23 protein-coding genes, 1 tRNA gene and 2 pseudogenes are annotated in these 25,092 nt (G+C 72.1%); 11 read left to right on the forward strand and 15 right to left on the reverse strand.

All coding sequences use genetic code 11. From position 1 onward, the window contains the following. The 3 genes and pseudogenes from ACTB72_RS10415 to ACTB72_RS10425 all read right to left on the reverse strand — a co-directional run. Positions 1–253 (reverse strand): annotated as a pseudogene (locus ACTB72_RS10415) (hypothetical protein); the annotation flags it as partial. A 13-nt stretch (positions 254–266) separates the two neighbouring features. Continuing rightward, the gene (gene tmk, locus ACTB72_RS10420) at positions 267–950 is read right to left on the reverse strand and encodes a dTMP kinase (protein WP_463036932.1); all 684 of its coding nucleotides are present in this window, start codon (positions 948–950) and stop codon (positions 267–269) included. Next, positions 940–2,124 (reverse strand): D-alanyl-D-alanine carboxypeptidase family protein, encoded by a 1,185-nt coding sequence (locus ACTB72_RS10425; protein ID WP_463036933.1) that lies wholly within the window; start codon positions 2,122–2,124, stop codon positions 940–942. Before ACTB72_RS10425 ends, tmk begins: the two co-directional genes overlap by 11 nt. A gap of 637 nt (positions 2,125–2,761) precedes the next feature. On the opposite strand from ACTB72_RS10425, the gene ACTB72_RS10430 reads away from it, so the two are divergent. Both ACTB72_RS10430 and ACTB72_RS10435 read left to right on the forward strand, forming a co-directional pair. Continuing rightward, positions 2,762–2,849, forward strand: a tRNA-Ser gene (locus tag ACTB72_RS10430). A 407-nt stretch (positions 2,850–3,256) separates the two neighbouring features. Then, positions 3,257–3,550 (forward strand): annotated as a pseudogene (locus tag ACTB72_RS10435) (IS3 family transposase); the annotation flags it as partial. A 126-nt stretch (positions 3,551–3,676) separates the two neighbouring features. Here the strand turns inward: ACTB72_RS10435 and ACTB72_RS10440 are convergent. Beyond that, positions 3,677–4,423 carry an SDR family NAD(P)-dependent oxidoreductase gene (locus ACTB72_RS10440; protein ID WP_463036934.1) on the reverse strand — a complete coding sequence of 249 codons (747 nt, stop codon included), beginning with the start codon at positions 4,421–4,423 and terminating at the stop codon, positions 3,677–3,679. Between the two features lie 164 nt (positions 4,424–4,587). On the opposite strand from ACTB72_RS10440, the gene ACTB72_RS10445 reads away from it, so the two are divergent. Further along, positions 4,588–5,850, forward strand: a complete 1,263-nt coding sequence (locus ACTB72_RS10445) for an AraC family transcriptional regulator (protein ID WP_463036935.1) — start codon at positions 4,588–4,590, stop codon at positions 5,848–5,850. Here the strand turns inward: ACTB72_RS10445 and ACTB72_RS10450 are convergent. Genes ACTB72_RS10450 through denD form a run of 5 tightly spaced genes read right to left on the reverse strand, consistent with a single transcriptional unit; the run spans position 5,763 to position 10,329 of the window. Then, on the reverse strand, positions 5,763–6,524 hold the full coding sequence (locus tag ACTB72_RS10450) for a hydroxypyruvate isomerase family protein (RefSeq protein ID WP_463036936.1): 762 nt from the start codon (positions 6,522–6,524) through the stop codon (positions 5,763–5,765). The two genes, ACTB72_RS10445 and ACTB72_RS10450, sit on opposite strands and share 88 nt — an antisense overlap. Next, the gene (gene otnC, locus ACTB72_RS10455; RefSeq protein WP_463036937.1) at positions 6,521–7,195 is read right to left on the reverse strand and encodes a 3-oxo-tetronate 4-phosphate decarboxylase; all 675 of its coding nucleotides are present in this window, start codon (positions 7,193–7,195) and stop codon (positions 6,521–6,523) included. The genes ACTB72_RS10450 and otnC overlap by 4 nt, the downstream gene beginning before the upstream one ends. Continuing rightward, positions 7,192–8,448, reverse strand: a complete 1,257-nt coding sequence (otnK, locus tag ACTB72_RS10460; RefSeq protein ID WP_463036938.1) for a 3-oxo-tetronate kinase — start codon at positions 8,446–8,448, stop codon at positions 7,192–7,194. The genes otnC and otnK overlap by 4 nt, the downstream gene beginning before the upstream one ends. Beyond that, entirely contained in the window at positions 8,448–9,341 is an 894-nt protein-coding gene (ltnD, locus tag ACTB72_RS10465) for an L-threonate dehydrogenase (protein WP_463036939.1), read from the reverse strand. The genes otnK and ltnD overlap by 1 nt, the downstream gene beginning before the upstream one ends. A 10-nt stretch (positions 9,342–9,351) precedes the next feature. Continuing rightward, positions 9,352–10,329, reverse strand: coding sequence for a D-erythronate dehydrogenase (gene denD / locus ACTB72_RS10470; RefSeq protein ID WP_463036940.1), 978 nt, complete (start codon positions 10,327–10,329; stop codon positions 9,352–9,354). Positions 10,330–10,484: 155 nt separating this feature from the next. On the opposite strand from denD, the gene ACTB72_RS10475 reads away from it, so the two are divergent. Continuing rightward, the gene (locus ACTB72_RS10475; RefSeq protein ID WP_463036941.1) at positions 10,485–11,510 is read left to right on the forward strand and encodes a LacI family DNA-binding transcriptional regulator; all 1,026 of its coding nucleotides are present in this window, start codon (positions 10,485–10,487) and stop codon (positions 11,508–11,510) included. Between the two features lie 242 nt (positions 11,511–11,752). Here ACTB72_RS10475 and ACTB72_RS10480 read toward each other — a convergent pair whose 3' ends face one another. Both ACTB72_RS10480 and ACTB72_RS10485 read right to left on the reverse strand, forming a co-directional pair. Further along, positions 11,753–12,997 (reverse strand): aminopeptidase, encoded by a 1,245-nt coding sequence (locus ACTB72_RS10480; protein WP_463036942.1) that lies wholly within the window; start codon positions 12,995–12,997, stop codon positions 11,753–11,755. A 58-nt stretch (positions 12,998–13,055) separates the two neighbouring features. Further along, positions 13,056–14,552 (reverse strand): hypothetical protein, encoded by a 1,497-nt coding sequence (locus tag ACTB72_RS10485; protein WP_463036943.1) that lies wholly within the window; start codon positions 14,550–14,552, stop codon positions 13,056–13,058. Positions 14,553–14,729: 177 nt separating this feature from the next. Between ACTB72_RS10485 and ACTB72_RS10490 the strand changes: the two genes are divergently transcribed. The 3 genes from ACTB72_RS10490 to ACTB72_RS10500 all read left to right on the forward strand — a co-directional run bounded on the left by ACTB72_RS10490 (position 14,730) and on the right by ACTB72_RS10500 (position 17,481). Next, positions 14,730–15,905, forward strand: coding sequence for an amidase (locus ACTB72_RS10490; RefSeq protein ID WP_463036944.1), 1,176 nt, complete (start codon positions 14,730–14,732; stop codon positions 15,903–15,905). Beyond that, the gene (locus tag ACTB72_RS10495) at positions 15,902–16,312 is read left to right on the forward strand and encodes an AtzH-like domain-containing protein (protein WP_463036945.1); all 411 of its coding nucleotides are present in this window, start codon (positions 15,902–15,904) and stop codon (positions 16,310–16,312) included. The genes ACTB72_RS10490 and ACTB72_RS10495 overlap by 4 nt, the downstream gene beginning before the upstream one ends. 215 nt (positions 16,313–16,527) lie before the next feature. Continuing rightward, positions 16,528–17,481 (forward strand): AEC family transporter, encoded by a 954-nt coding sequence (locus tag ACTB72_RS10500; protein WP_463036946.1) that lies wholly within the window; start codon positions 16,528–16,530, stop codon positions 17,479–17,481. Positions 17,482–17,618: 137 nt separating this feature from the next. On the opposite strand, the gene dctP is transcribed toward ACTB72_RS10500, so the two are convergent. Together dctP and ACTB72_RS10510 are read right to left on the reverse strand one after the other, a co-directional pair. After that, positions 17,619–18,302, reverse strand: coding sequence for a TRAP transporter substrate-binding protein DctP (gene dctP, locus ACTB72_RS10505; RefSeq protein WP_463036954.1), 684 nt, complete (start codon positions 18,300–18,302; stop codon positions 17,619–17,621). Positions 18,303–18,449: 147 nt separating this feature from the next. Then, positions 18,450–19,349 carry a MurR/RpiR family transcriptional regulator gene (locus ACTB72_RS10510; protein WP_463036947.1) on the reverse strand — a complete coding sequence of 300 codons (900 nt, stop codon included), beginning with the start codon at positions 19,347–19,349 and terminating at the stop codon, positions 18,450–18,452. 346 nt (positions 19,350–19,695) lie between these two features. Between ACTB72_RS10510 and ACTB72_RS10515 the strand changes: the two genes are divergently transcribed. Further along, positions 19,696–20,826, forward strand: coding sequence for an amidohydrolase/deacetylase family metallohydrolase (locus tag ACTB72_RS10515; RefSeq protein ID WP_463036948.1), 1,131 nt, complete (start codon positions 19,696–19,698; stop codon positions 20,824–20,826). A gap of 18 nt (positions 20,827–20,844) precedes the next feature. Here the strand turns inward: ACTB72_RS10515 and ACTB72_RS10520 are convergent, their stop codons facing one another. Continuing rightward, positions 20,845–21,339 carry a cytochrome b gene (locus tag ACTB72_RS10520; protein WP_463036949.1) on the reverse strand — a complete coding sequence of 165 codons (495 nt, stop codon included), beginning with the start codon at positions 21,337–21,339 and terminating at the stop codon, positions 20,845–20,847. Between the two features lie 147 nt (positions 21,340–21,486). Between ACTB72_RS10520 and ACTB72_RS10525 the strand changes: the two genes are divergently transcribed. The 3 genes from ACTB72_RS10525 to ACTB72_RS10535 all read left to right on the forward strand — a co-directional run bounded on the left by ACTB72_RS10525 (position 21,487) and on the right by ACTB72_RS10535 (position 23,634). After that, positions 21,487–22,698, forward strand: coding sequence for a TIGR03862 family flavoprotein (locus ACTB72_RS10525; RefSeq protein ID WP_463036950.1), 1,212 nt, complete (start codon positions 21,487–21,489; stop codon positions 22,696–22,698). An 83-nt stretch (positions 22,699–22,781) separates the two neighbouring features. Continuing rightward, positions 22,782–23,216, forward strand: coding sequence for a response regulator (locus ACTB72_RS10530; RefSeq protein ID WP_463036951.1), 435 nt, complete (start codon positions 22,782–22,784; stop codon positions 23,214–23,216). A gap of 34 nt (positions 23,217–23,250) precedes the next feature. After that, positions 23,251–23,634: a response regulator gene (locus ACTB72_RS10535; RefSeq protein WP_463036952.1), complete on the forward strand. Its 384-nt coding sequence runs from the start codon at positions 23,251–23,253 to the stop codon at positions 23,632–23,634. A gap of 193 nt (positions 23,635–23,827) precedes the next feature. Here the strand turns inward: ACTB72_RS10535 and ACTB72_RS10540 are convergent, their stop codons facing one another. Beyond that, on the reverse strand, positions 23,828–24,628 hold the full coding sequence (locus ACTB72_RS10540; RefSeq protein WP_463036953.1) for an aldolase: 801 nt from the start codon (positions 24,626–24,628) through the stop codon (positions 23,828–23,830). Positions 24,629–25,092 lie beyond the last annotated feature (464 nt).

Raw genomic sequence — 25,092 nt, forward strand, 5'->3', positions numbered from 1 at the left:
CCTCGGCGCCCTCGTCGGCGGCGAAGCCGGCGGCCATCTCCTGCGCCCGGGCGAGCGTCGCCTTGCCGACGCCCCGCGGCCCGGTGAGCATCCAGGCATGATGCAGCCGCCCGCCGGCCCAGGCGTCGAGAAACGCGGCCTCCGCCGCTTCCTGCCCGTAAAGGACGGATGTCTCGCGCGGATGCGGCGCACCCTCGACCCGGTCGGCTTCGGGCAGGATCTCTGCCTCGCCCTCATAGGGTTTGCGCGCCATCAGGAACGGGCCATCAGGCAGGCGCCATGCAGGGGGCGAGCGCCGCATCGACCCGCGCCGCCACGGCCTCCGCCGTCCCTGACGCGTCGATCAGCCGGCAGCGCCCGGGGGCCGCTTCGGCCAGCGCCCGGAACCGCGCCCGCACCGCGCGATGGAAATCGAGGCCGAGACGCTCGAACCGCAGCTCCTCCCCGCCCCGCGCGACACCGCGGCCGAGCGCGATCTCGGGGTCGAGGTCGAAGATCAGCGTCAGGTCCGGCTCGATGCCGATGACCAGCGCGTGCAGCGCGCGGGCCATCTCTGGGCTCGGCCCTGGCAGCCCGCCCACGCCCGCATCCCGCGCCGCGCCCTGATAAACCAGCGTGGAATCGGCGAAGCGGTCGCAGAGCACCACGGCCCCGCGCGTCAAAGCCGGCACGATCACCCGTTCGGCATGGTCGCGCCGCGCCGCATTGAACAGCAGAAGTTCGGAGACCGGCGACCAGCGCCCCGCCTCTCCCTCCAGCACCAGCGCCCGGATCTGCTCGGCCCCCGGCGCGCCGCCCGGCTCACGGGTGACCACCACCTCGCGGCCCTGCGCGCCCAGCCGCCCGGCCAGCGCGCGCAGCTGGGTGGATTTTCCGGCGCCGTCCCCGCCCTCGAAGCTGACGAAGAGGCCGGACCCGCCTTTCAAGCCGGTCTCGGCCTCAGCTGCCATCGCTCGCGCCCTGCACCTCGCCGACCACGTCGCGGATCAGCAGGCCGGCGGCGGCGCTGAGGCGGGTGAGGTAGCCGCCCCGCGCCACATCCTCCGCCGCGACCACCGGCAGCACCAGCGGCGTCATCTGGGGCGAGACCACGACCAGCTCCGCCACCTTGTCGCCCTTGGTGATCGGCGCCTCGATCGGGCCCTGGTAGCGGATCGTCGCGGTCATGCCCTCGCCCGCGCCGAACGGCACGGTGACCCGCGCGTCGGCGGCGACCGTCAGCTCGACCGTGCCCTTCGCGCCCAGCCAGACCTCGGCCCGGCCCAGCGGCTGGCCGGCGGCGTAGAGCGTGGCGTTGCGGAATTCCCGGAACGCCCAGTTGACCACCTGCTCGGATTCATGCGCCCGCGCCTGGCTCGACGGCAGTCCGCCGATCATGAACAGGATCCGCCGCCCGTCGCGCAGCGCCGAGCCGACCAGCCCGTAGCCCGCCTCCTCGGTATGCCCGGTCTTGAGCCCGTCGGCGCCGAGATCGGCGTAGAGCAGCGGGTTGCGGTTGCGCTGCGCGACGCCCCCCCATTCGAAGTCGGTCTCGGCGAAATATTCGTAATGCTCGGGGAAATGGGTGATGATGCGGTTGGCGAGGAACACCAGGTCGCGCGGCGTCATTTCGTTGTCGGGATGCGGCCAGCCGGTGGCGTTGCCGAAGGTGGAATGCAGGCCGAGCTCGCGCGCCCGGTCGGTCATCCGCGCGGCGAAGGCATCCTCGGACCCTGCCAGCCCCTCGGCCAGCACGATGCAGGCGTCGTTGCCCGACAGCACGATGACGCCGCGGATCAGATCCTCGACCCGCACCCGCTCGCCGACCTTGACGAACATCTTGGAGCCGCCCATGCGCCAGGCCTTCTCCGACACCAGGAACGTGTCGTCCAGGCTGAGCCGACCGGCCTCCAGCGCCTCGAACACCATCGTCAGGGTCATCAGCTTGAGCATCGAGGCGGGGGGCGTCGGCGCATCGGGGTCCTTGGCCAGCAGCTCGGCCCCGGTCTCGACGTCGATGACCAGCGCCTCCTTGGCCTCGAGGTCGAGGGGGGCGGCGCGGACCGGCGCGGTCGGCAGCGCGAGGACCAGGGCGGCCAGCGCGCCGGCGAAGCGGAGGCGGCGGGAACGGATCGGGAAAGTCATGCGGGGGCGTCGCTCCTGGAAGCCGGCCGGAAGGCGGGGGCGATGAGCGCGACGACGCGCATCGCGACGGCGGGGGTCGCGTGAGAGGTCGCTGCGGGTCGCGCGGCGGGTTTCGCGCCGGGCCGCCGCGGCGGCGAGGGGCTGACATCGGGCGCGCCGAAACGGGCGTCGCGCGGAATGCGGCCGGGCGCAGGCGGCGGCGCGACGAGATGGGCGGGCCGAAGCGCAGGCGAGGACGCGACGCGAGGTCCCTGCCCCGGCCGTTCCGGCGGGTTGATCCCGTCGGGCGCGGCGATCCGCGCGGCCGGCGGGGTTTCGAGACGGAGGCCGCGCGGCAGCGGCGCGCTCTGGCCGGTCGCGATCCGCACCGGGGCCGTGACCGTGGTCGGGACCGTAGCCGGCGAGGACTCGGCCCGCGCGGGCTCGCCCCCCACCGCCAGCGCGCCGATCAGCCCGACCGCCGCCATGAGGGTTCGTCCGGCGATCCTGCGCCGCCGCCTGGTTTCCGCCGTTGCGCCGCCCATCGCGCGTCCTCCCGCAGCCGCTTCGCCGCGAAGGCTACAGGAGCGCCGCGTCGGAGGAAACCATCGGCGACGGTCTGGACGCGCGGCGCGCGCGGCGTTACCCGATGGGGCACGGAAGGGTGGCAGAGTGGTCGATCGCTCCGGTCTTGAAAACCGGCGATGCGCAAGCATCCGTGGGTTCGAATCCCACCCCTTCCGCCATAACTTTCAATTAATAAGCTGATATGGAAGAGAAATTTTGGCTATCTAGGCGGAACATCCCCCACCGCATCCCCCACCTTGACGGCGATTGCCTCGGAACTTGCCGGTTAATGCGTCGCTCGGGCCTTAGTCGTCGCCCAGCGCCTCGGCCAGCTTGCGGGCTTCGCGGCCCAAGGCGTTCGTCAGCTTCCTCATCTCCGCGGTCTCGCCGCTTCGCCCGCCATGCTTCCAGTTCGGATTCGCGGGTCCAGGTCGAGCGCCGCCACCCGCGCCGTGCATCCGGCAAACCTTCCAGCCGCGAACGGCGGGAGCACGGCAACCCGCGCCGGCCCGCTTCAGACGCGCCCCGCATCTCGGTGCCGCGTGAGCGCTTTGCATGGGGTTGTCGATCCTTTCCAGTTCGGCCCCTGCTGCCTGACGAGATGCGGCGGCTGAAGGCGCTCGAGGTCGGGAACGGGCGGCTGAAGAAGATCGTCGCCGACCTCGCCCTGGACCGGGAGATGCTGCGAGGCACGTCATCCGCTGAGCGCTCTGAGGCCTGCCCGCATGCGGGAACTGGTCGGCGGACCGCTGGCGGACTGGGACGTGTCGATCCGGCGGGGTTGCCGGATCCTGGATCTCGACACAGCGGCCACTGCAGGTCGCGCCGAACCGGGCAGGCCGGACTGGAACGCCGGATCAGGGAGATCTGCGACACGCGCGCGCTGCGGGCCGTTGGCCCGCGCGGCTTCGGCTCGGCATGATGCGATCTTTCCATGAGGGCCGCCCGCCGGTCGACCGGGGCAGGCAATGCAAGGTCGGGGACTGTCGCCCCCGACCTTCGGACGTCAGAGGCCGCGCGCGCCGCCGGTGACGCGGATGGACTCGCCGCTGATCCAGCGTGCATCGTCGGATGCCAGGAAGACGGCGGTGGGCGCGATGTCCTCGGGCTCGCCGACGCGGCCCAGCGGGGTCTCGGCCAGCAGCCGGTCGCGCAGGTCGCCGACGAACGCGCCGCCGGTGGCAGGTGTGTTGGTATAGCCCGGCATGATCGCGTTCACCCGGATGCCGCGCGGGCCGAGCTCGCGCGCCAGGCCATAGGTCGTGTTGTCGACGGCGCCTTTCGTCGCCGAATAGACGCTGGCGCCGGCGGAGGGATGGGTGCTGAGGATCGAGCTGACGTTGACGATGCTGCCGCCCGCTTCACCGAAATGGCTCGCCGCCTCGCGGATCGCGAGGAAATAGCCGAGCACATTCAGGTTGAACTGCTTGTGGAACGCTTCCTCGGTCATGTCGGCGACCATCTCGAACACGGCGACGCCGGCATTGTTGACGAGCACGTCGATCTTGCCGTGATCGGCCGCCACGGTATCGAACAGGCGTGCGACGTCGGCCGAGTTGGCCATGTCCGCCTGTATCGCCACGGCCTTGCCGCCTGCGGCCACGATCGATCCGACCACGCCGTCAGCGCGTTCCTTGCTGCCCATGTAGTTGACGATGACGACCGCGCCTTCCGCGCCGAATGCCTTGGCGATGCCCGCGCCGATGCCGCTGGATGCGCCGGTGACGATGGCGACTTTTCCGCTCAGTTTCATGGGATGTTCCTTGTCGGAAATGGCGCGGGAAACGGCGTCTCCCGTCTGCCTCCCGAACATGGCCTCCTGAGCGGCGGGCCCCATGCCGGTTGTTCTCTGTCTTTTGCCTGATCTTCTCACGTCGGCTTGTTTCAGCGTCCGTGACGAGCCTCATGAAGACAGCAATGGACGAACTGCGCGGTATCGTGATGAGGGCCGGAAGCCGGTGGACCGACACCGGGCTGCCACGAGTGGCGATGGTCCGGTCCGAAGGCTGCGCCGACCAGGTCTACGAGCCGATGCTCCACTTGGTCCTGCAGGGCGCCAAGAGGCTGTCGATCGGCGCGCAGAATTTGCGCTTCGACGAAGCAAGCTATTTCGTCGTGCCGGTCCATATGCCGGCGACCGGCGAGGTGCAGCCTGCCGGCGCGGATCCTTATCTCGCGGTCAGCCTGAAGCTTGATCCGAAGATCATCGCGGCGCTGATGGCGGAGATGCACGGGGCCGGCGCCACGCCCAACTCCACCGGCTTCGCCGTTTCGACCGCATCGCCCGAGATGATCGACGCCTGGCTGCGCATGATGCGGTTGATCGACCAGCCCAACGAGGCGCCGATCCTGTCCGCGATGATCGAGCGTGGGATTCTCTTTCGCGCGCTGCTCGGACCTCAAGGGGACAAGCTGCGCGAGATCGCCTGCGCCGACAGCCGGCTGACGCAGGTTCGCCCGGCGATCGACTGGCTCCGCGATAATTTTGCCGAACCCATCCAGGCCGAACCGCTTGCCGCGATGACCGGAATGAGCGTCGCGACCTTCTATCGTCACTTCAAGCCCGTGACATCGATGGCGCCGATCCAGTACCAGAAAAGGTTGCGGCTGCTGAAGGCCAGACGTCTGATGCTGTTCGAGACGCGTGACGTCGGCAAGGTGGCCTATGCGGTCGGCTATGAAAGCGCGTCGCAGTTCAGCCGGGAATATGCTCGGTTCTTCGGCTTGCGGCCCTCTAAAGATGTCCGCCAGATATTCTTGGCGCCGCAACCGACGTCATCCTGGCCGGTTCGCTCCAAGGTTGTCGCCGGCTATGAACCGGAGCCGATGGGCGACGGGTTCAAGCTGGCCCCGGGTCTCCAATCGCACGGCGCCGCGTGGAAAAATCGCGTCGATCCTGCCTTCGGCTTGCTCGCGCCGACGTCGACGGAGGCTCTCGCCCGCCCTGTGCTCCGCGACGACCGGGTCCGGGCGGGACCGTCAGCTGCGCTCCACGGATCCCCGCGCTTCCGCCGCAGACCGCGTGAAGGCCGGCGCGGCTTGTCCCCGGCAGGTCCTCCGAAAAGATCCGACCCGCGGGATGTCCCTGCGCCTCAGATCTCCCGGAACCGGGCCAGCCAGCCGAGCCCGGCCTCGGTACCCCGCCGCGGGCGGTATTCGGCGCCGATGGGCGCGGCGTAGCCGAGGTCGCGCAGATGGGCGAGGAGATGGGGATGGCTCACTTCGCCCGCGTCCGGCTCGCCCCGGTCGGGGACGGCGGCGATCTGGACATGGCCGATCAGGGGCAGCAGCGCCGAGATGCGCCGGGTCAGGTCCCCCTCGTTGATCTGCACATGATAGGCGTCGAACATCAGGCGCAGGTTCGGGCGGTCCGTCGCCTCGATGATCGCGCGGGCCTGGTCGGTGCTGGCCAGGAAATAGCCGGGCGCGTCGTGGCGGTTGAGCGGCTCGATCAGGATGGTGATGCCGTGGGAAGCGGCCCGGTCGCAGGCCTCCGCCAGATTGGCGCGGAAGGTCGCGTCGGCGGCCTCGCCCGCAGCGAACCCCGCCATCACATGCACCGCTTGCGCCCCGACGACCTTGGCATAGGCCAGCGCCCGGTCGATCTCCGCCAGCGCCTCCGCCTCCCGCCCCGGCAGCGCCGAAAGCCCGTTCTCGCCCGGCGCGCCCCGCTGCGTGTTCAGGCCCAGCATCGGCAGCCCGGTCTCGGCCAGCGCGGCGGCGACCGCCTCGGCCGGGACCTCGTAGGGCCAGTGGCACTCGACCGCGTCGAAGCCGGCGTCGGCGGCGGCGCGGATCGCGTCGGGCAGCGGCAGCTCGGCCCACAGGAACCCCAGATTGGCCGAGAACCTCATGCGTCCCACTCCACGTCGAATTTCCGCACCACCGCCCCGATCTGGGCCGCGTCCAGCGCCCGCGCCCCGGTTCCGCGCAGCAGGAGGGCGAGCTTCGCCGTCTCCTCCAGCTCCTCCATGGCGAAGACCGCGGCCTCCAGCCCCTTCGCGGCCACCACCGGCCCGTGATGGGCGAGCATGACGGCCGAGCGTCGCCCGCCGAGCCCCCGCACCGCCTCCCCCATGCCTGCGTCGCCAGGCGCGAAGAACGGCAGCAGGCGAACTTTCCCCAGCCGCATGATGGCGTAAGGGGTCAGGGGGGGGAGGAAGTTCTCCTCGTCCTCCACCGGCAGCATCGACAGGGCGACGGCGTGGGTGGAGTGCAGGTGCACCACCGCGCCGACCCCCGCCCGGGTCTCGTGGAAGGCCGAATGCAACGGCATCTCCTTGGTCGGGGCATCGCCGGATCGGTGGGCGCCGTGCGCATCCAGCAGGCTGAGGCGGGCGGGGTCCAACCGCCCGAAACTCGACCCGGTGGGGGTCGCCAGCAGCCCGCCGTCGCCGGTGCGGGCCGAGATGTTGCCCGACGCGCCCCCGGTCAGCCCGCGGTCGAAGAGCGAACCCGCCCAGAAGCAGATGTCTTCGCGCAGCCGGGACTCTTCGTGGGCGGCCGAGGGGATCACGGCGGTCATGGCGCGGTCCCGGCCAGAACCGCGTCGGCTTTCGCGAAGAAATCCGCGTCGCCGAAATTGCCGGATTTCAGCGCCACCACCAGGCCGGCGCGCGCCCGCAGCGCCGGCACGCCGGTCGCGATATCCGGCCCGATTCCAAGTTGCGAAAGACCCAGGCCCTCGACGACGGCGCCCGACGTCTCGCCCCCCGCCGCGATCAGCCGGGTGACGCCGTCCTCGACCAGCAGGCGTGCGGCCTCCGCGAAAAGCCCCTCAAGTCGGGCCGCGACTTGCGGCCCCCCCCAGCGGTCCTGCGCGGCGCGGACCGTCGCGGGCTCGGCGGAGGAATAGAGCAGCGGCAGCCCATCCTGCGCCAGCGCCCAGTCGGCGAGGGCCCGGGCGGTCAGCCCGCCGTCCATCGCCGCCGCCGCCGTCACCTCGCGGGCGGGCGCGCCCGACGCGATGTGGCGCGCCACCTGTCCCCGCGTGGCGGCGGAGCATGAGCCCGACAGCGCCGCCCCCCGCCCGCCCTGCCCGGCCCAGGCGCCCGCGGTCCCTGCCAGCAACCCGCGCGCCCGAAAATTCTCGGGCAACCCCAGCGCGATGCCGGATCCGCCGGTGATCAGCGCCGCCTCCGCCGCCGCCTCCCCCAGCGCGATCAGGTCCGCGTCGCGCACCGCGTCGGCGACCACCAGCCGCCGGCCCGCCGCCGCCTCCGCCGCCATCGCCGCGCGGATCGCGCCCGGCCCCGCGAACACCGCCTGCGCCGGGATGTGCCCCACCGGCCCGCGCGCCTGACGCGCCAGCCAGCGGCGCAGGTCGGGGTCGGTCATCGGGGTGATCGGATGCGCCTCCATCCCGCTTTCGCTGAGCAGGCGGTCGACGACGAAGAGATGCCCCTGGTAAACCGACCGCCCCGCCGCCGGGAAGGCGGGGCAGACGATCACGCTCGAAGCCCCCAGCGCATCGGCCAGCGCCTCCGCCACCGGGCCGATATTGCCGTCAGGCGTCGAATCGAAGGTCGAGCAATACTTGAACAGGAACTGCCGGCACCCCTGCGCCCGCAGCCAGTCGAGCGCCGCCAGCGACAGCGCCACCGCCTCGCCCGCGGGGATCGAGCGGGATTTGAGCGCCACGATCCCCGCCTCCACCCCCGCCTCGGCCGGGGCGCGGGGGACGCCCGCATATTGCACCGTGCGCATGCCGCCGCGGGTCAGGGTGGCGCCGAGATCGGAGGATCCGGTGAAGTCGTCCCCGATGCAGCCGAGCAGCATCAGGCGTCTCCCGGCAGGCGCAGCCCCGCCTCGCGCGCATAGACTTTCGCGACCGCCGCGTCGTCCTCCGCCCCCCATCCGGCCTCGACCGCCGCGCGGAACCGGGCGAGCGCCGCGTCCGCCATCGGCGTGGGCAGCCCATGCCCCCCCGCGATATCGGCCACGATGCCCAGATCCTTCGGCCAGATGGTCACCGAGGAGCGGGGGGCGTAATCCCCCTCCGCCACCTGCGGCCCGCGGTTTTCGAACATCCAGGAGGTCCCGGCGGAGACCGAAATCACCTCCATCACCCGACCCAGATCGAGGCCGAGCGCGCTCGCAAAAGCCATCGCCTCGCCCATCGCCGCGATATGCACGCCCGCGAGCAACTGGTTCACCGCCTTCATCGCGGACCCCGACCCGGCCGCGTCGCCGAGCCGGTGCACCGTCTCCGCCATCGCCTCCAGCGCCGGGGCCGCGCCCGCGAAGGCCGCCTCCGACCCCGAAGCCATGATCGAAAGCCGCCCCTCAGCCGCCTTCGCCGCCCCGCCGGAGATCGGCGCGTCGAGCCACAGCAGCCCGCGGGCGGCGGCCTCCGCCTCCATCTCCTGCGCGAAGGCGGGCGGCACGGTGGCGCAGCCCAGGATCGCCGTGCCGGGGCGCAGATGCCCGGCCCAGCCCTGCGCCCCGAAGATCACCTCTCGGGTCTGGGCGGCGTTGAGCACCACGCAGACCAGAATGTCGGTCGCGGGCCCCGCGGCCTCGGGCGCCCCCGCCTCGCCGCCATCGCCCGTCAGCGCCGCGACACGGGTCCCCGAAACATCCGCGCCGAACACGCGATGCCCCGACGCCAGCAGGCTGCGGGCCATGCCAAGGCCCATGGAGCCGAGGCCGATCACCGATACCGTGGCCATATGCGTCCCCTCAGCCCAACCGGGCCATGTGCCGGCCCAGAAGGGCGGCGAAATCGGCGTCGGCCGTGAACCCCAGCGCGCGGGCGCGGGGGCAGCGGATCTCTCCGGGCCAGCTCGCCACGATGGCCTCGATGGCGGGGTCATGTTCGGGCGTGATCAGGGCCGCGACGTCGGGGCCGGCGAGGCGGGCGAGCGTCGCCACCATCTCGCGCACCGTGACCGAGACGCCGGGCAGCGTGATCGTGGTCTCGCCCTCCAGCGCCTCCTGGACCAGTCCCGCCGCGTGGATGAGCGCGGCGAGCGCCGCGTCGGGCGAGGCGAGGTGCAGGCGCAGGTCGGGGCCCACGGGCAGGATCGCGGGCTCGCCCGCCAGCGGCTCGCGCAGGATGCCGCTCGCGAAGCTCGACGCCGCCTTGTTGGGTTTTCCCGGCCGGACCGAAATGGTCGGAAACCGCAACGCCCGCCCTCGCAGAAAGCCCTTGCGGGTGGCGTCGCGGACCAGCAGCTCGCCCATCAGCTTCTGCGTGCCGTAGCTCGACCGCGGGGCGGGGGACCGGTCGTCGTCGATCGTGTCGTTGGCCGCGCAGGAGAACACGGCGACGGAGGACGAGAACAGCAGGACCGGCGGCGTGGCGAAGCCGCGGCAGAGGTTGATGAGGTCGAGCGTCCCCATCAGGTTGACCTGCATGCCGAGGTCGAAATCCGCCTCCGCCGCCCCGCTGACCACGGCGGCGAGGTGGATGACCAGCTCGGGTTCCGCCTGCGCGATCAGGGCGGCGGAGGCGGCGTCCGACAGCCCGCCGCCCAGCGGCTGGACGCGGGCGTCGGCGGCGACCAGATCCGCCATCGCCCCCGCGTCGAGGTCGAGCGCGAGGATCCCGTCGATCTCCCGCTCCGCCCCGTCGACGCGCAGGGTCCTGCGCCCGGCCAGCGCCGCCATCGCCATGCGGCCGATGAAGCCGGCGGCGCCTGTGACCAGAATCTTCATGTGGACCTCCCTGTCGCCTTGCAGGCTCTCCCGAAATGACAGCGCCTGTCAATCTAGCGGTGAGACGGCCGTCTCATGCCTTTGTGCTCGGTGCGTTTGACATGACAGCGCCGATCATTATGCAGGCATGACGCCCGCGCGCCCCGAGGATCCGCATGTCCGACCCCGCCCCGCCCCCCGATCTCGGCCGCCCGACCCTCGCCCGCGTCGCGGCGGAGGCGGGGGTGTCCGAGATCACCGTCTCACGCGTCCTGCGCGGCGGAACCGGCGTCGCCGCCCGCACCAGGGCGCGGGTGGAGGCGGCGGCGGCCAGGCTCGGCTATGTGCGCAACCGGCTGGCGGGTTCGCTCGCCGGCGGGCCCTCCAATCAGGTCGGCGTCATCCTCCCCTCCCTCGCCAACGTCGTCTTCCCCGACGTGCTGCGCGGGCTGGAACGGGGGCTCGAGGCGGCGGAGTTCCACCCGGTGCTCGGCGTCTCCGGCTACGATCCGGACCGCGAGGCGCGGCTGATCGCCGGCCTCCTCGCCTGGCGCCCCGCCGCGATGGTCATCGCCCCGGCCGCCCTGACGCCGGGCGCCCGCCGGATGCTCGCCGCCGCCGGCCTGCCGGTGGTGGAGATCATGGAGGCCGATGGCGAGCCGGTGGACATGGCGGTCGGTCTCTCCCAGCGCCAGGCGGGCAAGGCGATGGCCTGGTATCTGATGGGGCGCGGCTACGGGCGGATCGGCTATGTCGGCCACGACCTCGGCCGCGACCGGCGCGCGGCGGCGCGGCTCGCAGGGTTCGAAGCGGCGCTTGCGGAGGGCGGACGCGCGCTCGGCCCCGCCCTGACCCTGCCCGAGCCGTCCTCCGTCGCGGCCGGGCGGCGCGGCATGGCGGCGCTGCTCGCCCGCCCCGGCCCACGACCGGAGGTGGTCTATTTTTCGAACGACGACATGGCGGCGGGGGGCGCGTTCCACTGCCTCGCCGCCGGCCTCGCCATGCCCGGCGACATCGGCATCGCGGGGTTCAACGGGCTCGAAATCGGCCAAGCCCTGCCCGCGCCCCTGACCACCATCGCCTCGCATCGCGAACGGATCGGAGCGGAGGCGGCCCGTCTGGTGCTCGACCGCCTCGCGGGGCGAGAGACGCCGCGGGTGGTCGACACCGGCTTCACCCTGATCGAGGGCGCATCGGCCTGACGACGACATCTCGACAAGCGCTGAGGTTCCGCGGCGGGCCGATCCCGGATGGAGGAGTCCTGGCGGGCGGATCGGGACGGGAGCGGGGCGGCGAAAGACGAGCGTTCGCCCACGGCGGTTTCAGGATCCGGACGGCGGCGATATGGCAATGAGGGGCGGCGCCTCCCAGGCCAGGAGGCGCCGTTCGGGCGGGCCGGGCGACCGGGCCGCGACCGGCGGAGCGTCGGCTTCCCCGGCCGCCGCTACGCCCACTCGCCCTTGCGGAAGACGGGCGTGCGATTGCCGGCCGCATCCAGACCGTCGATGTCGATCCGGTCCGAGCCGATCATCCAGTCCACATGGATCGCGCTCGCGTTGCCGCCCGCGGCGGCGAGCGCCTCCGCATCCAGATCCTCCCGGAAGCACTTCGAATAGCACTGACCGAGCGCGATGTGGCAGGCGGCGTTCTCGTCGAAGAGGGTGTTGAAGAACAACAGCCCCGACTGCGAGATCGGCGAGGAATGCGGCACCAGCGCCACCTCGCCCAGACGCCGCGCGCCCTCGTCGGTGTCGATCAGCTCGCGCAGCACGTCGCCGCCTTCGGAGGCGCGGGCCTCCACGATCCGCCCGCCCTCGAACCGCACCTCGATGTTCTCGATCAACGTGCCGCCGTGGGAGAGCGGCTTGGTGGAACGGACATGCCCTTCGACCCGATGCGCGTGGGGGGTGGTGAACACCTCCTCGGTCGGGATGTTGGGGTTGCAGGTGATGCCGTTGCGGGCGGTGGAGGCGCCGCCCATCCATTCATGCCCGTCCGCGAGCCCGATGGTCAGGTCGGTGCCCGGGCCGGTGTAGTGGAGCGAGTGGAACGCGTGGGCGTTGAGCCAGTCGGACCGCTCGCGCAGCCGGGCGTTATGCGCCTTCCACTCGGCCACCGGGTCGTCGCGGTCGACGCGGGACGCGGCGAAGATCGCCTCGGCCAGCTTCCGCTGCGCCTCGTCCGGGGTCAGGTCGGGGAAGACGCGTCCCGCCCAGGCCCGGCCCGGCCAGGCGACGATGTTCCAGTTCATGTCGAAGCGGGTGATCCGCTCGCGCGCCGGACCATAGGCGATGGCGTTGGCCTTGTTGGCGCGGCCCACCTTGTCGGGGTCCTGCCCCGCCAGCAGCATCGGGTCGTCGCCCGCCACCGCCAGCCGCGCGGTGTTCCTGTCGAAGGCCTGGCCCATGCCCTCGTAAAGCCAGCCGGGGGCGCGGTCGAAGCTTTCGTCATTGGCGTGGCGGTAGCGGGCGAGCGCGACCTCGGGGTCCGAGAGGATCGGCGTCACCACCCCGGCGCCGGCCTTGTAGGCGTGCTCCGCGATGCGACGCACCAGCGGCAGCGCCTCCGCCGGCGCGGTCAGCATCAGGTCCTGGCCGGGCTGGAGGTCGAGGCCGACCTTCACCGCAAGCTCGGCCAGGCGGTCCAGCTTGTCGGCGTCGATCGGGTCGGAATTGGCAAGCGAGGTCATTCGGGCTCTTCCATTCGAGTGCGGTCGGCGGGCGCGCCGGAGCGTGGGGGCGGCGCGCTCATCCCAGGGAGAAGATATGCGCTCCGCCGGCCTGCGCCACCCCGCCCTTGGCGCCGACGGGTTCCGCGGTCCCGTCGGTGAGGAAGGCGATGAGGTCGGCGTCGTCGGGGCGGACATGGGCCAGCGTGCGCGCGCCATCCGTGGTGCGCGCCAGAACCGCGCCGCCGCGCGGGGCGCCGGCGCGGTCGTAATGGACGGCGTAGGTCTCGAGCGTCACGGGCCCCAGATGGTCGGGGCGCATCTCCGGAACCGGACCGCGGGCGGCGTCGGCGCGGTCCTGCACGTCGGAGGGTCGGGGGAAGACGGCGGCCGGGATCGGGGCGCCGGAGAGCACGATGGAGTGGTTTGTGGTGACGATCCCGCCATTGGCGTAGAGCAGCCCGCTCGCCGTCCCGCCCCGGAGCTTCTCGGTCATGCAGGCCACGGCATGGGACATGTAGTTCGCCACCGGCCCGCCCCCGAAGGTCAGCCCGCCGAACACCGTCATCGGTCGGTCGACCGCCCAATCCAGCACGCGCCGCGCCATCTTGGGCACGCAGGGAAAACAGGAATAGAACTCCACGGCGTCCAGCTCCCCCGCCTCCATCCCGTTGAATTCCAGCGCGGCGCGCAGCGAGGCGATCATCGAGGGCGAGCGGTCGTAGCGGTCGCGGGCGAGCGGGTCATAGGGCTCCTGCGCCCCCGCGCCGTGGCCGACGAAGACCAGATCCTCGTCCCGGCGCCCGCGTCGCCGCGCCTCGGCGAGGCTGGTCACGATGAAGCCGGCGCCCTGATTGACGGACGAATTCGCCACCATCAGCTTGTTGTAGGGAAAGGATATCCGGCGGTTGTCGGGCGACGGCGTGGTGATCTCCTCGGCCGTCCTGCCCGTCCGGATCCAGGCGTGCGGATTGTCGCGGGCGACGGCGGCGAGGCCCTCCCAGATGCGCCCGCTCTCGGCCTGGGCCTGCGCGAAGGACTGCCCCTGCGCGGCCCGCCCGGCGTTTTCATAGAGCGGATAGAGGTCCACCGGCGCCACCAGCCCATATTTCCGGCGCAGGTCGGTCAACTTGCGCTTGGGATTGGCGCGCATCAGGTCGGGGGGCGGGGCGCCGGCCTCCGCCGCGCGACGGGCGCGCTGGGAGGCGGTGCGCAGCGCCTCGGCCCCCACGATGGCGACGATGCGCGACGCGCCCTCGCCGATGCGGTTGGCGGCCTCGTTAAGCAACCGCACCGGGCTGTCGCCATGGGGCATGTCGGTGGTTTCCAGCCGCGCCGGCGCGGCCCCGAACGCCGCCGCCAGCCGTTCCGGGATGCCGGTCAGCCCCAGATACGAAATCTGGTCCACGGTCGAGATCCCGTCGAGCGCCGCCAGCCACCCGCCCCCCGCGTCCGCGTCGGCGCGCCGCAGCGCCGCCTCCATCAGGCCGAGGGGATCGAGGCCCTGATCCGGGTCCGCGGGGCGGTCGTTGATCTGCCCGACGCCGACGATGACGGGGATGCGTTCCGCGTCCATGGCGGTCTCCTTCGTTGTTTCCAACGCGCGCAGGCGCGGGTTCCCCCTCGATGCGGCGTCCCGCGGCCCGCGGTCTTGCGACGAGCGGGGCCGGGCCTGCGACCAGATCGCGCCGCCCCGGCGCTTGCCAGCCGCACGCCCCTCCGCCACGCTCGCCACCAGAACAGGGAGACGCATGTGACGCAATCCAACGGCCACCTCGCCCCCGGCGGCGACATCCGCGTGGCGGGCGCGGCGAACGGCCCGCTCCAGGGTCTGAGCTTCATGGCCAAGGACCTGTTCGACGTGGCGGGCCTCCCCACCGGCGGGGGCAATCCCGACTGGGCGCGCACGCACCCCGTGCCGGACGCCCATGCCTGGGCCGTGGCCCGCCTGCTCGACGCCGGCGCGACGCTGACCGGCAAGACGGTGACCGACGAGATCTCGCTCGGTCTGCTGGGGATCAACGCCTTCGACGGCACGCCGCTCAACCCCCGCGCGCCGGACCGCGTGCCGGGCGGCTCGTCCTCTGGCTCGGCCTCCGCCGTGGCGCAGGGGCTCTGCGATGCGGCGCTCGGCACCGACACCGGCGGTTCGGTCCGGGTGCCGTCGAGCTATTGCGGGCTCTACGGCATCCGCACCACCCATGACCGCGTGCCGCGCGCGGGGATGCTGGATCAGGCCCCGACCTCCGACACCGTCGGCTGGATGACGCGGGATGCGGCGACGTTTCTGCGGGTCGGCGAGGCGATGCTGGGTGAAACCGCGCCGGCCGTGATCCCCGCCAGGCTGGTCATCGCCACCGACGCCTTCGGTTTCGCCGATCCCGCGGTGGCCGAGGCGCTCCGGCCGGGGGTCGAGCGCCTCGCCCGCCTGCTCGGCGACTGGTGCGAGGATCTGCTGGCCCCCCAGGGCCTCGCCACGCTCGGCCGCGCGCAACGCACGCTGCAGATGGCCGAGGCCTGGGAGACGTTCGGCGACTGGGTGGAGGCGGAGACGCCGCGCTTCTCCTACCTCGTGGCCCGAACGCTGATGTTCGCCGCCTCCGTCACCCCGGCCGAGCGCGCCCAGGCCGCGCTCACCCGCGACGAGGTCCGCGGAAGGCTCGCCCATCTGACCGCCGGCGGCGCGATCCTGTGCCTGCCCACCACGCCCGACCCGGCCCCGTTGCGCGGCCTGCCCTTGTCGGCGATGGACCGCGCCCGCGACCGGATCACCTGCCTCTGCGCCCATGGCGGGCTCGCCGGCCACCCGCAGGTGAACCTGCCATTGGGCGAGGTCGACGGCGCGCCCGTCGGCCTCTCGATCATCGGGGCGCGGGGCCATGACATGACGCTCGCGGCCATCGCCCGGGCCCTGGAGGACGACGCATGACCGAGCCCGACCGCACGCCGAACCTCCCCGAAGTGGTGGCCGAGATCACCGAGATCTTCGAGCGCTACGAAAAGGCGCTGGAGACGAAGAACGTCGACGTGCTCGACGACACCTTCTGGCGCAGCCCGTTCACCATCCGCTACGCGCTGCACGAGAACGGCTACGGCTTCGACGAGATCCACGCCCATCGCACCCGCCGCCCCCCCGGGCCGGGGATCAAGGAGCGGCGGATCCGGCTGGAGATCCTGACGCTCGGCCGCGACTTCGCCACCACCAATCTCGAGTTCAAGGTGCGCGGCAAGGATCTGATCGGCCGGCAGAGCCAGACCTTCGTGCGGTTCCCGGACGAGGGCTGGAAGGTGGTGGCGGCCCATGTCTCGACGGTGAACGACGCGCCGGTCTGGTAGGCGCGCAGGGCGCAGGCGGGCGCTTGAAACTCGCGGACCTGGGGTTCATCAACCGGGTCGACCGCCCTTGCGGCGGCGCCCGCCTGACCCGCGGGATCGCCGCCTCCGCCTGATCCCGGGGATCCTTGCATGCCCGCGCACGGCCCTGCCGCCCGCATCACCTTGCGCCGCCCCGCCCTGCGCCGCCCCGCCCTGCTCCGCGCCGGAACGCGCGCGTGATCGGCGCGCTCATCGTCGCGCTGATGCCTACCGCGCTGCTGATCGGGCTCGGCCACCTGCTCCGCCATCGCACCGCGCTGCTGCCCGAGGCATTCTGGGGCCCGGCCGAAAAGCTCGCCTATTACGTGCTGCTGCCGGCGCTGATCGTGCACGGGCTCGCCATGGCCGACCTTTCCCAAGTCGCCATCGGCGGGCTGGTCTTCGCGCTGGCGGGGCCGATCGTCCTGGTGGGCGCGGGCCTCGCGCTGCTGCGAAAACCGCTGGGGATCGAGCCGCGGGCCTTCACCTCGGTCTTCCAGGCCGGCGTGCGGTTCAACAACTATGTCGGCGTCACCGCCGCGCTGGCGCTCTTCGGGCCCAACGCCGCGGCGCTCTCGGCCATCGCCATCGCCACCATCGTGCCCACCGCCAACGTGCTCTGCGTGCTGGTCTTCGCCCGCTACGTGCCGGCGGGGACGGGACCGGGGGGCGGAACCGGCGCCGGCGTCGCCCAGGCGCTGCGGGCGCTGGCGCGCAATCCGCTGATCCTCGCCTGCATCGTCGGCGTGACGCTGCACGGTTTTCACCTGGGCCTGCCGCCGGGGATCGAGGGGTTCGCACGCGCGCTCGGCCAGGCGGCGCTGCCGCTCGGCCTCCTCTGCGTCGGCGCGGCGCTGAACCGAGAGACGCTGGGCCGTGCGCCAAGACTTTTCGCCATCGCCTCGCTGGCGAAATTCGGGGCGATGCCGGCGCTGACCGCGGGGGCCTGCCTGCTGGCGGGGCTCGAGGGCGACGTGGCGCTGGTCGCGGTGCTGTTCAACGCGCTGCCGACCGCCTCGTCCTCCTATGTCATGGCCCGCCAGATGGGCGGGGACGCCCCCTTGATGGCGAGCCTGGTGGCGACGCAGACCGTGGTCGCGGCCCTTACCGTGCCGCTGGCGATGCTCGCCGCCCAGGCCCTCTTCGGCTGACGCCGCCGGCACGAAATACGCGCCGGGGATCCCCGCGGCGCGCATCGGTTCAGGCGAACCCCGAAGGCCCCCGCCTCACGCCCCGGTCAGATAGCGGGTCGCGTTGGCCTTGGCGCTCTCGCTCTTCCGCAGGTCCGTCAGCGTCGCCGCGATAGGCGTCTCGAACGCGGCCCCGGTCGCCTCGCGCATCCTCGCGCATCCTCGCACGAGGCGTCGACGCAGGGCTGCGCCGCGCAATGCATGACGTCCTGCCGGGTTTCGGTCAGCCTCTCGTGGACATCGCGGTTCACCAGCAGGGTGAACCGCGAATGGAGGGTGTTGGTCAGGGTCATGAACGTCTGGACCTCGTCCAGGGCCGCGCCGACGATGATGGGGATCGGGATCGGGATCGGGATCGGGATCACCTGCCCGTCGATCACCCCGGTCTGCAACCCCGAATACCCCTCCGAGAACGCCAGCGGACAGGCCTGCAACCCCCGCGCGCTCATGATCGCCGGATGCGTCGGCAGGGTCATCATGCGCAGAAGCACGCCCTTCATGTCGTCGAGCGTCGCGATCTCCTTCCTGGAGTTGGCGACGGCGAAGAGCCCGCCGGTGTCGGGACAGCCCAGCACCCGGAACAGCCCGAGCGCCAGCACCTCGCACAGCATCAGCGCCGCCCGGCGCAGTCCGGCGGGCAACCGGTCGATCAGCAGGGTCTGCCCGATATGCTCCCGCCGCGCGATCCCGCAGGAGATCGCCAGCAGCGCGGTCCAGATCATCAGGCAACGGGCCAGCGTCTCCGGCCAGGGCAGCTGCCATCCGAACAGGTAGCGGTCCAGCCCCGATCCACATGTCGAGCACCAGCGCCGCCATCAGGACGACCACCCCCCCCTCCACCCCGCGATCGAGCGCCGCCGAAAGGGCGCCTGCCTTGTCTCTCTCGCTCGCATCCTTCTGGGTTCGCGCCGGGGCGCGTGGGGTTGGCCTCAGTCGCCGATCGGGCGGCAGGGGTCGGACATGTCGAGCTGGGAGAGGCTGGCGCGCACCCGGCGCAGGCTCTCGACCCCGGCCTCGCCCAGCGTCTCGCCGACCATGGTGGAGATCAGATCGACCAGCATCAGCAGCGAATACCGCCCCGAAGTGGGCTGGAGCAGCTGCGCGGCGGCCGGCGCCCGGAAGGCGATGGCGATCGTCGCCTCGGCCCAGAGCGGCGAACCGGGCCGGGTCACCGCGATGGTCGCGGCCCCGTTGCGGCGCGCGAGCCGGGTCGCCTCGACCACCGAGGCGACCTCGCCCGACGCCGAAAACGCCAGCGCGGCGTCGCCCGGCCCCAGCACAGAGGCCGCCATGCGCTGGATCTGCCCGTCGGCATGGGCCGCGATGGGCAGGCCGTAGCGGAAGAGGCGGTTCTGCATCTCCGCCGCCGCCAGCGACGACACGCCCCCCGACCCGAAGGCCGCGATCCGGCGGGCGGCGGCGAGCGTGCGCCCCGCCTCCGCCACCGTCGCCATGTCGACCGCGTCGCGCACCCGCTCCAGCGCCGAGACCGCCGAGGCGAAGACGCTCGCCACCACCCGCCGCTCGTCCGCCCCGCGCTCGGCCCCGCGCTCGGATGGCTCGGGGAACATGTCGAGCCCGCCGATGGCGCGCACATGGGCGAGGCCGAACTTGAATTCCCGCACGCCGGCGCAGCCGAGCGCCCGGCAGAAGCGGGTCACGGTGGGTTCCGACACCCCCGCCCGCTCGGCGAAATCCTTGATGGGCGCGAGGGTCGCATAGTCGATGTCGCTGAGCGCCAGGTCGGCCAGCCGACGCTCCGCCCGGCTTCCATCGGCGCGGAGCCGGCGGAGCCGGGAGATGAGGTCGGTGGGACGCAGGTCCTGCATCGCACGCGTCTCCGGTGGGGATCGACCTGGTGGACGGTCCCTGGCCGGGCGTTGCGCCGACCAGATGTCCAGACAGGCATGACTCTCGAAATCCAATAAAGCGACATGGCTTTTTGAAATGATCTTGCCGAAATCGCGCGCATATCTGCAATCCCATTGGGTATATGCAGCAAACTCACGTCTCGATCTTGCGCCGCCCGGCCGACCTCGCCAGGCTGATCCCAAGTTGCGCGGACAATGCCGGACGCCCGCGCCGAGTCGTCCCCCATCGCCCACGCCGACAGGAGCCCGACGTGCCCAGCCACTCCCCCGCCTCCGCCCGCCCGCTGCCCCGCGAGCCGCGCCGATGACCCATGACCTCGTGCTCAAGGGCGGACGGGTGATCGACCCGTCCCAGGGGATCGACCGGGTGGCGGACGTCGCCTTCGCGGGCGGCCGGGTCGCGGCCCTCGGCGACGGGCTGACCGGCGCCGAGACCCGCGACATGACCGGGCGCATCGTCGCCCCCGGCCTCATCGACCTGCATACCCATGTCTACTGGGGCGGCACCTCGCTAGGCGTCGACGCCGAGGCCTATGCCCGCCAGTGCGCGGTCACCACCTGCGTCGACACCGGCAGCGCCGGGCCGGGGAATTTCGCCGGCTTCCGCAAACATGTGATCGAGCCGTCGCCGGTCCGCATCCTCGCCTATCTGCATGTCTCCTTCGCCGGCATCTACGGCTTCGACACCGGGATCATGGTCGGCGAGAGCCATGATTTCCGCCTGATGGCCGCCAGGGAATGCGCGGCGGTGGTGGAGGCCAACCGCGACCTGATCGTGGGGGTGAAGGTCCGCATCGGCCGCCACGCCTCGGGCCCCACCGGCATCAACCCGCTGACCGTGGCGCTCGACGTGGCCGACCAGTGCGGCGTGCCGGTGATGTGCCATATCGACGAGCCGCCGCCCTCCTACGAAGAGGTCGTCTCCCGCCTGCGCCCCGGCGACGTGCTGACCCACTGCTTTCGTCCGTTCCCCAACGCGCCGGTTGACGGCAAGGGCCGGGTGAAGCCGGCGGTGCTGGCGGCGCGCGAGCGGGGGGTGATCTTCGACATCGGCCACGGCATGGGCTCGTTCGGCTGGAAGACCGCGCAGGCGATGATGGACGCGGGCTTCCCGCCCGACGTGATCTCGTCCGACGTGCACGCCTTCTGCATGAACGGGCCCGCCTACGATCAGCTGGTGACCCTGTCGAAGTTCCTGGCGCTCGGCATGGACGTGCCCGAGGTCATCGCGCGCTCGACCGTCGAGCCGGCGAAGGCCCTGGGGCGCGAGGATCTGGGCACGTTCCGGGTGGGGGCGCTCGGCGACGCCTCGATCCTGACGGTCGAGGACGGGGCCTTCGAGCTCGCCGATGTGCGGGGCGAGGTGAAGGTCGGCGCGCGGATGCTGCGCCCGGCCGGCGTGGTGATCGGCGGCCGCTGGTGGCACGGGGCATGACCTGACCGGCGGGGACGCTCAGCGCATCCGGGAGAGCAGGTCGGTCTTCCACCAGAACTGGTGCGCCAGCGCCGCCGCCACATGCAGCCCGGCCAGCGCCAGCAGCGCATTGGTCCCGATCTCGTGGATGTCGCCCAGCGTGGGCAACCCGAGGAACCAGGTCGCCGCCCCGGTGATCGGCAGCGCGAAGAGCATCGCGTAAAGCGCTCGATGCCCCCATTTCGAGGCCTTGGCGGCGAGCGCCGGCTCCCCCTCCGGCGACGCCGGCACGCCCCGCCGCGCGCGCAGGACCAGCCGCCACGCGGCCAGCGCCAGCACCGTCGCGCCGATGGCGATATGGGCGATGGGGGTGAGGCCGTAGCTCATCGTCCCGGCCGTCATCCCTTCGTCGAAGGGCCGCCCCATGCCGTCGAAAATCAGATGCTGCGCCAGCAGCAGCACGACCACCGCCCAGTGCAGGCGCTTCTGGAGGGCGGAGTAGGCGATGGCTTGGACATTGTGGACCTGGCTCATGACGACTCGCTCTCCGGTTTCGATTTGGTATCATTGCATGTCACGGCGCCCGCGTCCCGTTCCGTCGCGAACGCCGGTCGTCCCGCGTCACCGCCCTTGCCCAGCCCCCCCCGCGATGCGAGGAGGGGCGGGAAACCGGAGCCGCCCATGACCCAGCCTGACCTCACTTCTCCCACGGCGCTCGTCATCGGCGCCGGCCCCGCCGGGCTGATGGCCGCCGAGACCCTCGCCGCGCAGGGCGTCGCGGTGGAGATCGTGGAGGCCAAGCCCTCCGCCGGGCGAAAGCTGCTGATGGCGGGGCGCTCGGGCCTGAACCTGACCAATACCGACCCCGATTTCGCCGCCAGCTACGCCGAGGCCGAGCCCTGGCTCGCCCCGATGCTCGCTTCCTTCGGTCCGGCGGAGGTCCGCGCCTGGGCCGAGGCGCTGGCGCAGGCGACGTTCGAGGGCAGCTCCGGCCGGATCTTTCCCAGGGCGATGAAGGCCTCGCCGCTGCTGCGCGCCTGGCTGGGCCGATTGCACGCCGCCGGCGCGACGCTGCGCACCGGCTGGCGCTGGACCGGGTGGGAGGGCGACGCCCTGCGCTTCGAGACGCCCGAAGGCCCGGTCCTGCGCACCCCCGCCGTCGCCGTGCTGGCGCTGGGCGGGGCCAGCTGGTCGCGGCTCGGCTCCGACGGGGCCTGGGCGCCGTGGCTGGCCGCGAAGGGGGTGGAGATCGCGCCGTTCCAGCCCGCAAATATGGGCTTCCGCGTCGCCTGGTCGCCGCAGATGGCGGCCCAGTTCGGCGCGCCGATCAAGAACGTGCGCCTGATCGCCGGCGCGACCCGGGCGCGCGGCGAGTTCGCCCTTTCCGTCCGCGGGATCGAGGGGGGCGCGGTCTACGCCGTCTCGCGCGCCCTGCGCGAAGGGGGGGAACTGCGGCTCGACCTCGCGCCCGACCTCGAGACGCCCGAGATCGCGCGCCGCCTCGGCCGCGCCCGGCCGGGCGAGAGCCTGGTCAATCGCCTGCGGAAAGCGCTGAAATTCGAACCGGCCCGCCGGGCGCTGGTCCTCGAATTCGGCCGCGGTCCGGGGGGGGAGCCGCCGCCCTCGGACCCGCTGACGCTCGCCCGCCTGCTGAAGGCGCTGCCCGTGCCCCATGACGGCCCCCGCCCGATCGACGAGGCGATCTCGACCGCCGGCGGCGTGACCCGCGCCAGCCTCGACGAAGGCCTGATGCTGCGCGCCGTTCCGGGCGTCTACTGCGCCGGCGAGATGCTGGACTGGGAGGCGCCGACCGGCGGCCAGCTGATCACCGCCTGTCTCGCCACCGGCCGCCATGCCGGCGAAGCGGCTCTCCGGCGGCTGCGAGGCGGCTGAACGCCGGGTTTCGGGCTCCGCGTTAAGGATTTGCTCACCAAATTTCGGCAAAAAATGTTCCCCGAAGTCATGGGGGATGGGCCATGCGATGCCTGGTGATCGAAGATGACGTGCTGGTCGCGCGCTATTGGCAAATGCTGCTGGGGGAGCAAGGGGCCGAGGCGGTTCTGTGCGCCGGATGCGTCGACGCGGCGCGACGTCTGTCGGCGGACCGGTTCGACCTCGCCATCGCGGAACTGACCCTGCCCGATGGCGACGGGCTGGAGCTGGCGACGCTGGCCGCCGAGCGCCAGCCGCACCTGCCGATGGTCATCGTCACGGGGCGGACCGACGTCGAAGGCGACGCGCTTCACGCGCATTTTCCCAACGTGGCGGCGGTGTTCCGCAAAAGCAGCTCGCTGATCGACGCCAGCGCCTTCATCGAATCGTTCTCGACCCGCCTGCGCCAGCGATCGTCGGACCAACGCGCGGTCAACCGACATCCTACATCGGTCAGCAACCCAGGCCAGGCATGCTGATTGTCCAGATTCGACCGGCAAGGGGGACCGGACCGTGCGTTGCCTCATCGTTGAAGACGATGCTCTGCTGGCGGAACGCTGGCGTCAGGCGCTTGGAGAGCTGGGGATCGAAGCGCAGTTGGCGCATAGCCGGGCGGAGGGGGAGAGCTCGCTGAACTCCGGCCGGTTCGGACTGATGCTCGCCGATCTCGGCCTGCCGGACGGCGACGGAAGGGACCTGATCGCGCTGGCCAAGGACCGCGACCCGGACCTGCCGGTGGTGGTGGTCAGCGGGCTCGGCGACCTGTCGCTGTCGGACCTGTTCAGCCGCCACGACAACGTCGCCGCCTTCTTCCACAAGTCCGAGAATTTCGACGAGGTGGCCGCCCTGGTCGATCACTACCGCAAACGTCGCAAGCTCATGCATCCCGACGCCTGAGACGCCGCCTCCTCCGCATGGCCCCCGCCGCAGCCGACGAACCGGCGACCGCGGGGGGGCCAAACCGGGACCGGATCAGGCGTTCGGGCGCCGGGCGCACGGGGGGCGGACGCGACGGGTCCAGTCGGACGGGCCAAGCCAGACCGGGCCCAATTGCACCGGGCCAGAACGCGCCGGGGTCTTTCGCGCCAGATCAGTCGCGGTAGCCGGGCTCTTCGGCGTCCAGCGTCCGGCGCAAGGACAGAAGGTGCAGGCGAGCCGACTCGGGGTCGCCCTCGCGCATCTGCCGCGCCGCCTCGGCCGCGATCTCCGGCGCCACCGCGCGCACCTCGCGCCCGGTGGACAGCGCCAGGGTCTGCACCTCGCAGGCCCGCTCGAGGTAATAGAGGTCGTCCCAGGCCTCGGCGATGGTCGGGGCCAGCACCATGACGCCATGATGCTTCATGAAGACGATGTCCGCGTTCCCCGCCGCCGCCGCGATCCGGTCGCCCTCGGCCGCATCCAGCGCCAACCCGTTGTAATTCCCGTCCACCGCCGTGCGCCCGTAGAATTTCAGCGCGGTCTGGCCGGCGAAGATCAGCGGCTCGCCCTCGGTCATCGACAGGGCGGTCGCGTAGGGCATGTGCGTGTGGAACGCGACCCGGGCCGAGGGGCGGGCCGCGTGCAGGCGGGCGTGGATGTGGAAGGCGGTCGCCTCCGGCGCGCCGTCGCCCTCGATCACCGCGCCGTCGAAATCGCAGACCAGCAGGGAGGAAGCCGTGATCTCGCGGAAGGCCAGCCCGTAGGGATTGACCAGGAACAGGTCGTCATGGCCGGGCACGAGGGCGGAGAAATGGTTGCAGATCCCCTCCTCGAACCCCAGGCGCGCGGCCATCCGGAAACAGGCGGCGAGATCCTCGCGCGCGGCGCGCACCTCCGCCGAGGACAGGTCGGGACGGTTGGCGCGCGGGTCGGCCGCGTCGGCGGCGGCGCGCGGAACGAAGGAATGGGCCATGAGAGCTCCTGCGGACATGGGGCGGCCGACCCCGCCGGCCCGGCGCGGCGGCCCGCCCCTGGACATCGACCTGCCCTGAAAAAGGCGTTGTCGGGGAGTGTAACCTCCTCCGCAGGGTCCCGCCACGGCGGCCGATCGACTTTCCGGCGTGCGCGGAACGTCGCAGCCCCTGCAAGGAGGCCACGTCGCTCTAGCTCAACGCCTGCGTGGCGCTATGAGAGGCGTTGCACATATTCGTCGCCGCCGCGGATGGCCGCGCGGCCCCAGCCATCCCCAGCCCCGCCCGCTCCTCCCCAGGGGACGGACGCCCGCCCTGAAGCCAGATCCGCCGCCCCTTCGGGATGCGCGCCCCGGGTCAGGCCCCAGACATGGAAGCGCCGCCGCCTTGCCGATCCTCGCCCCCTGCCGACCCCGGGCCTCGCGGCCCCGCCCGACCGCGCCCGCCGCGGCGACGGCGCGGGTGC

The organism is Albimonas sp., from assembly GCF_055129145.1.

Bases quoted from the DNA above. Each gene is read 5' to 3' on its own strand.
- ACTB72_RS10475 (WP_463036941.1), top strand. From the start codon at position 10,485: ATGTCCGACCCCGCCCCGCCCCCCGATCTCGGCCGCCCGACCCTCGCC.
- ACTB72_RS10425 (WP_463036933.1), bottom strand. From the start codon at position 2,124: ATGACTTTCCCGATCCGTTCCCGCCGCCTCCGCTTCGCCGGCGCGCTG.
- denD (WP_463036940.1), bottom strand. From the start codon at position 10,329: ATGAAGATTCTGGTCACAGGCGCCGCCGGCTTCATCGGCCGCATGGCG.
- otnC (WP_463036937.1), bottom strand. From the start codon at position 7,195: ATGACCGCCGTGATCCCCTCGGCCGCCCACGAAGAGTCCCGGCTGCGC.
- otnK (WP_463036938.1), bottom strand. From the start codon at position 8,448: ATGCTGCTCGGCTGCATCGGGGACGACTTCACCGGATCCTCCGATCTC.
- ACTB72_RS10510 (WP_463036947.1), bottom strand. From the start codon at position 19,349: ATGCAGGACCTGCGTCCCACCGACCTCATCTCCCGGCTCCGCCGGCTC.
- ACTB72_RS10520 (WP_463036949.1), bottom strand. From the start codon at position 21,339: ATGAGCCAGGTCCACAATGTCCAAGCCATCGCCTACTCCGCCCTCCAG.
- ACTB72_RS10530 (WP_463036951.1), top strand. From the start codon at position 22,782: ATGCGATGCCTGGTGATCGAAGATGACGTGCTGGTCGCGCGCTATTGG.
- ACTB72_RS10445 (WP_463036935.1), top strand. From the start codon at position 4,588: ATGGACGAACTGCGCGGTATCGTGATGAGGGCCGGAAGCCGGTGGACC.
- ACTB72_RS10540 (WP_463036953.1), bottom strand. From the start codon at position 24,628: ATGGCCCATTCCTTCGTTCCGCGCGCCGCCGCCGACGCGGCCGACCCG.
- ACTB72_RS10440 (WP_463036934.1), bottom strand. From the start codon at position 4,423: ATGAAACTGAGCGGAAAAGTCGCCATCGTCACCGGCGCATCCAGCGGC.
- ACTB72_RS10525 (WP_463036950.1), top strand. From the start codon at position 21,487: ATGACCCAGCCTGACCTCACTTCTCCCACGGCGCTCGTCATCGGCGCC.
- ltnD (WP_463036939.1), bottom strand. From the start codon at position 9,341: ATGGCCACGGTATCGGTGATCGGCCTCGGCTCCATGGGCCTTGGCATG.
- ACTB72_RS10485 (WP_463036943.1), bottom strand. From the start codon at position 14,552: ATGGACGCGGAACGCATCCCCGTCATCGTCGGCGTCGGGCAGATCAAC.
- ACTB72_RS10495 (WP_463036945.1), top strand. From the start codon at position 15,902: ATGACCGAGCCCGACCGCACGCCGAACCTCCCCGAAGTGGTGGCCGAG.
- ACTB72_RS10480 (WP_463036942.1), bottom strand. From the start codon at position 12,997: ATGACCTCGCTTGCCAATTCCGACCCGATCGACGCCGACAAGCTGGAC.
- tmk (WP_463036932.1), bottom strand. From the start codon at position 950: ATGGCAGCTGAGGCCGAGACCGGCTTGAAAGGCGGGTCCGGCCTCTTC.
- ACTB72_RS10450 (WP_463036936.1), bottom strand. From the start codon at position 6,524: ATGAGGTTCTCGGCCAATCTGGGGTTCCTGTGGGCCGAGCTGCCGCTG.
- ACTB72_RS10515 (WP_463036948.1), top strand. From the start codon at position 19,696: ATGACCCATGACCTCGTGCTCAAGGGCGGACGGGTGATCGACCCGTCC.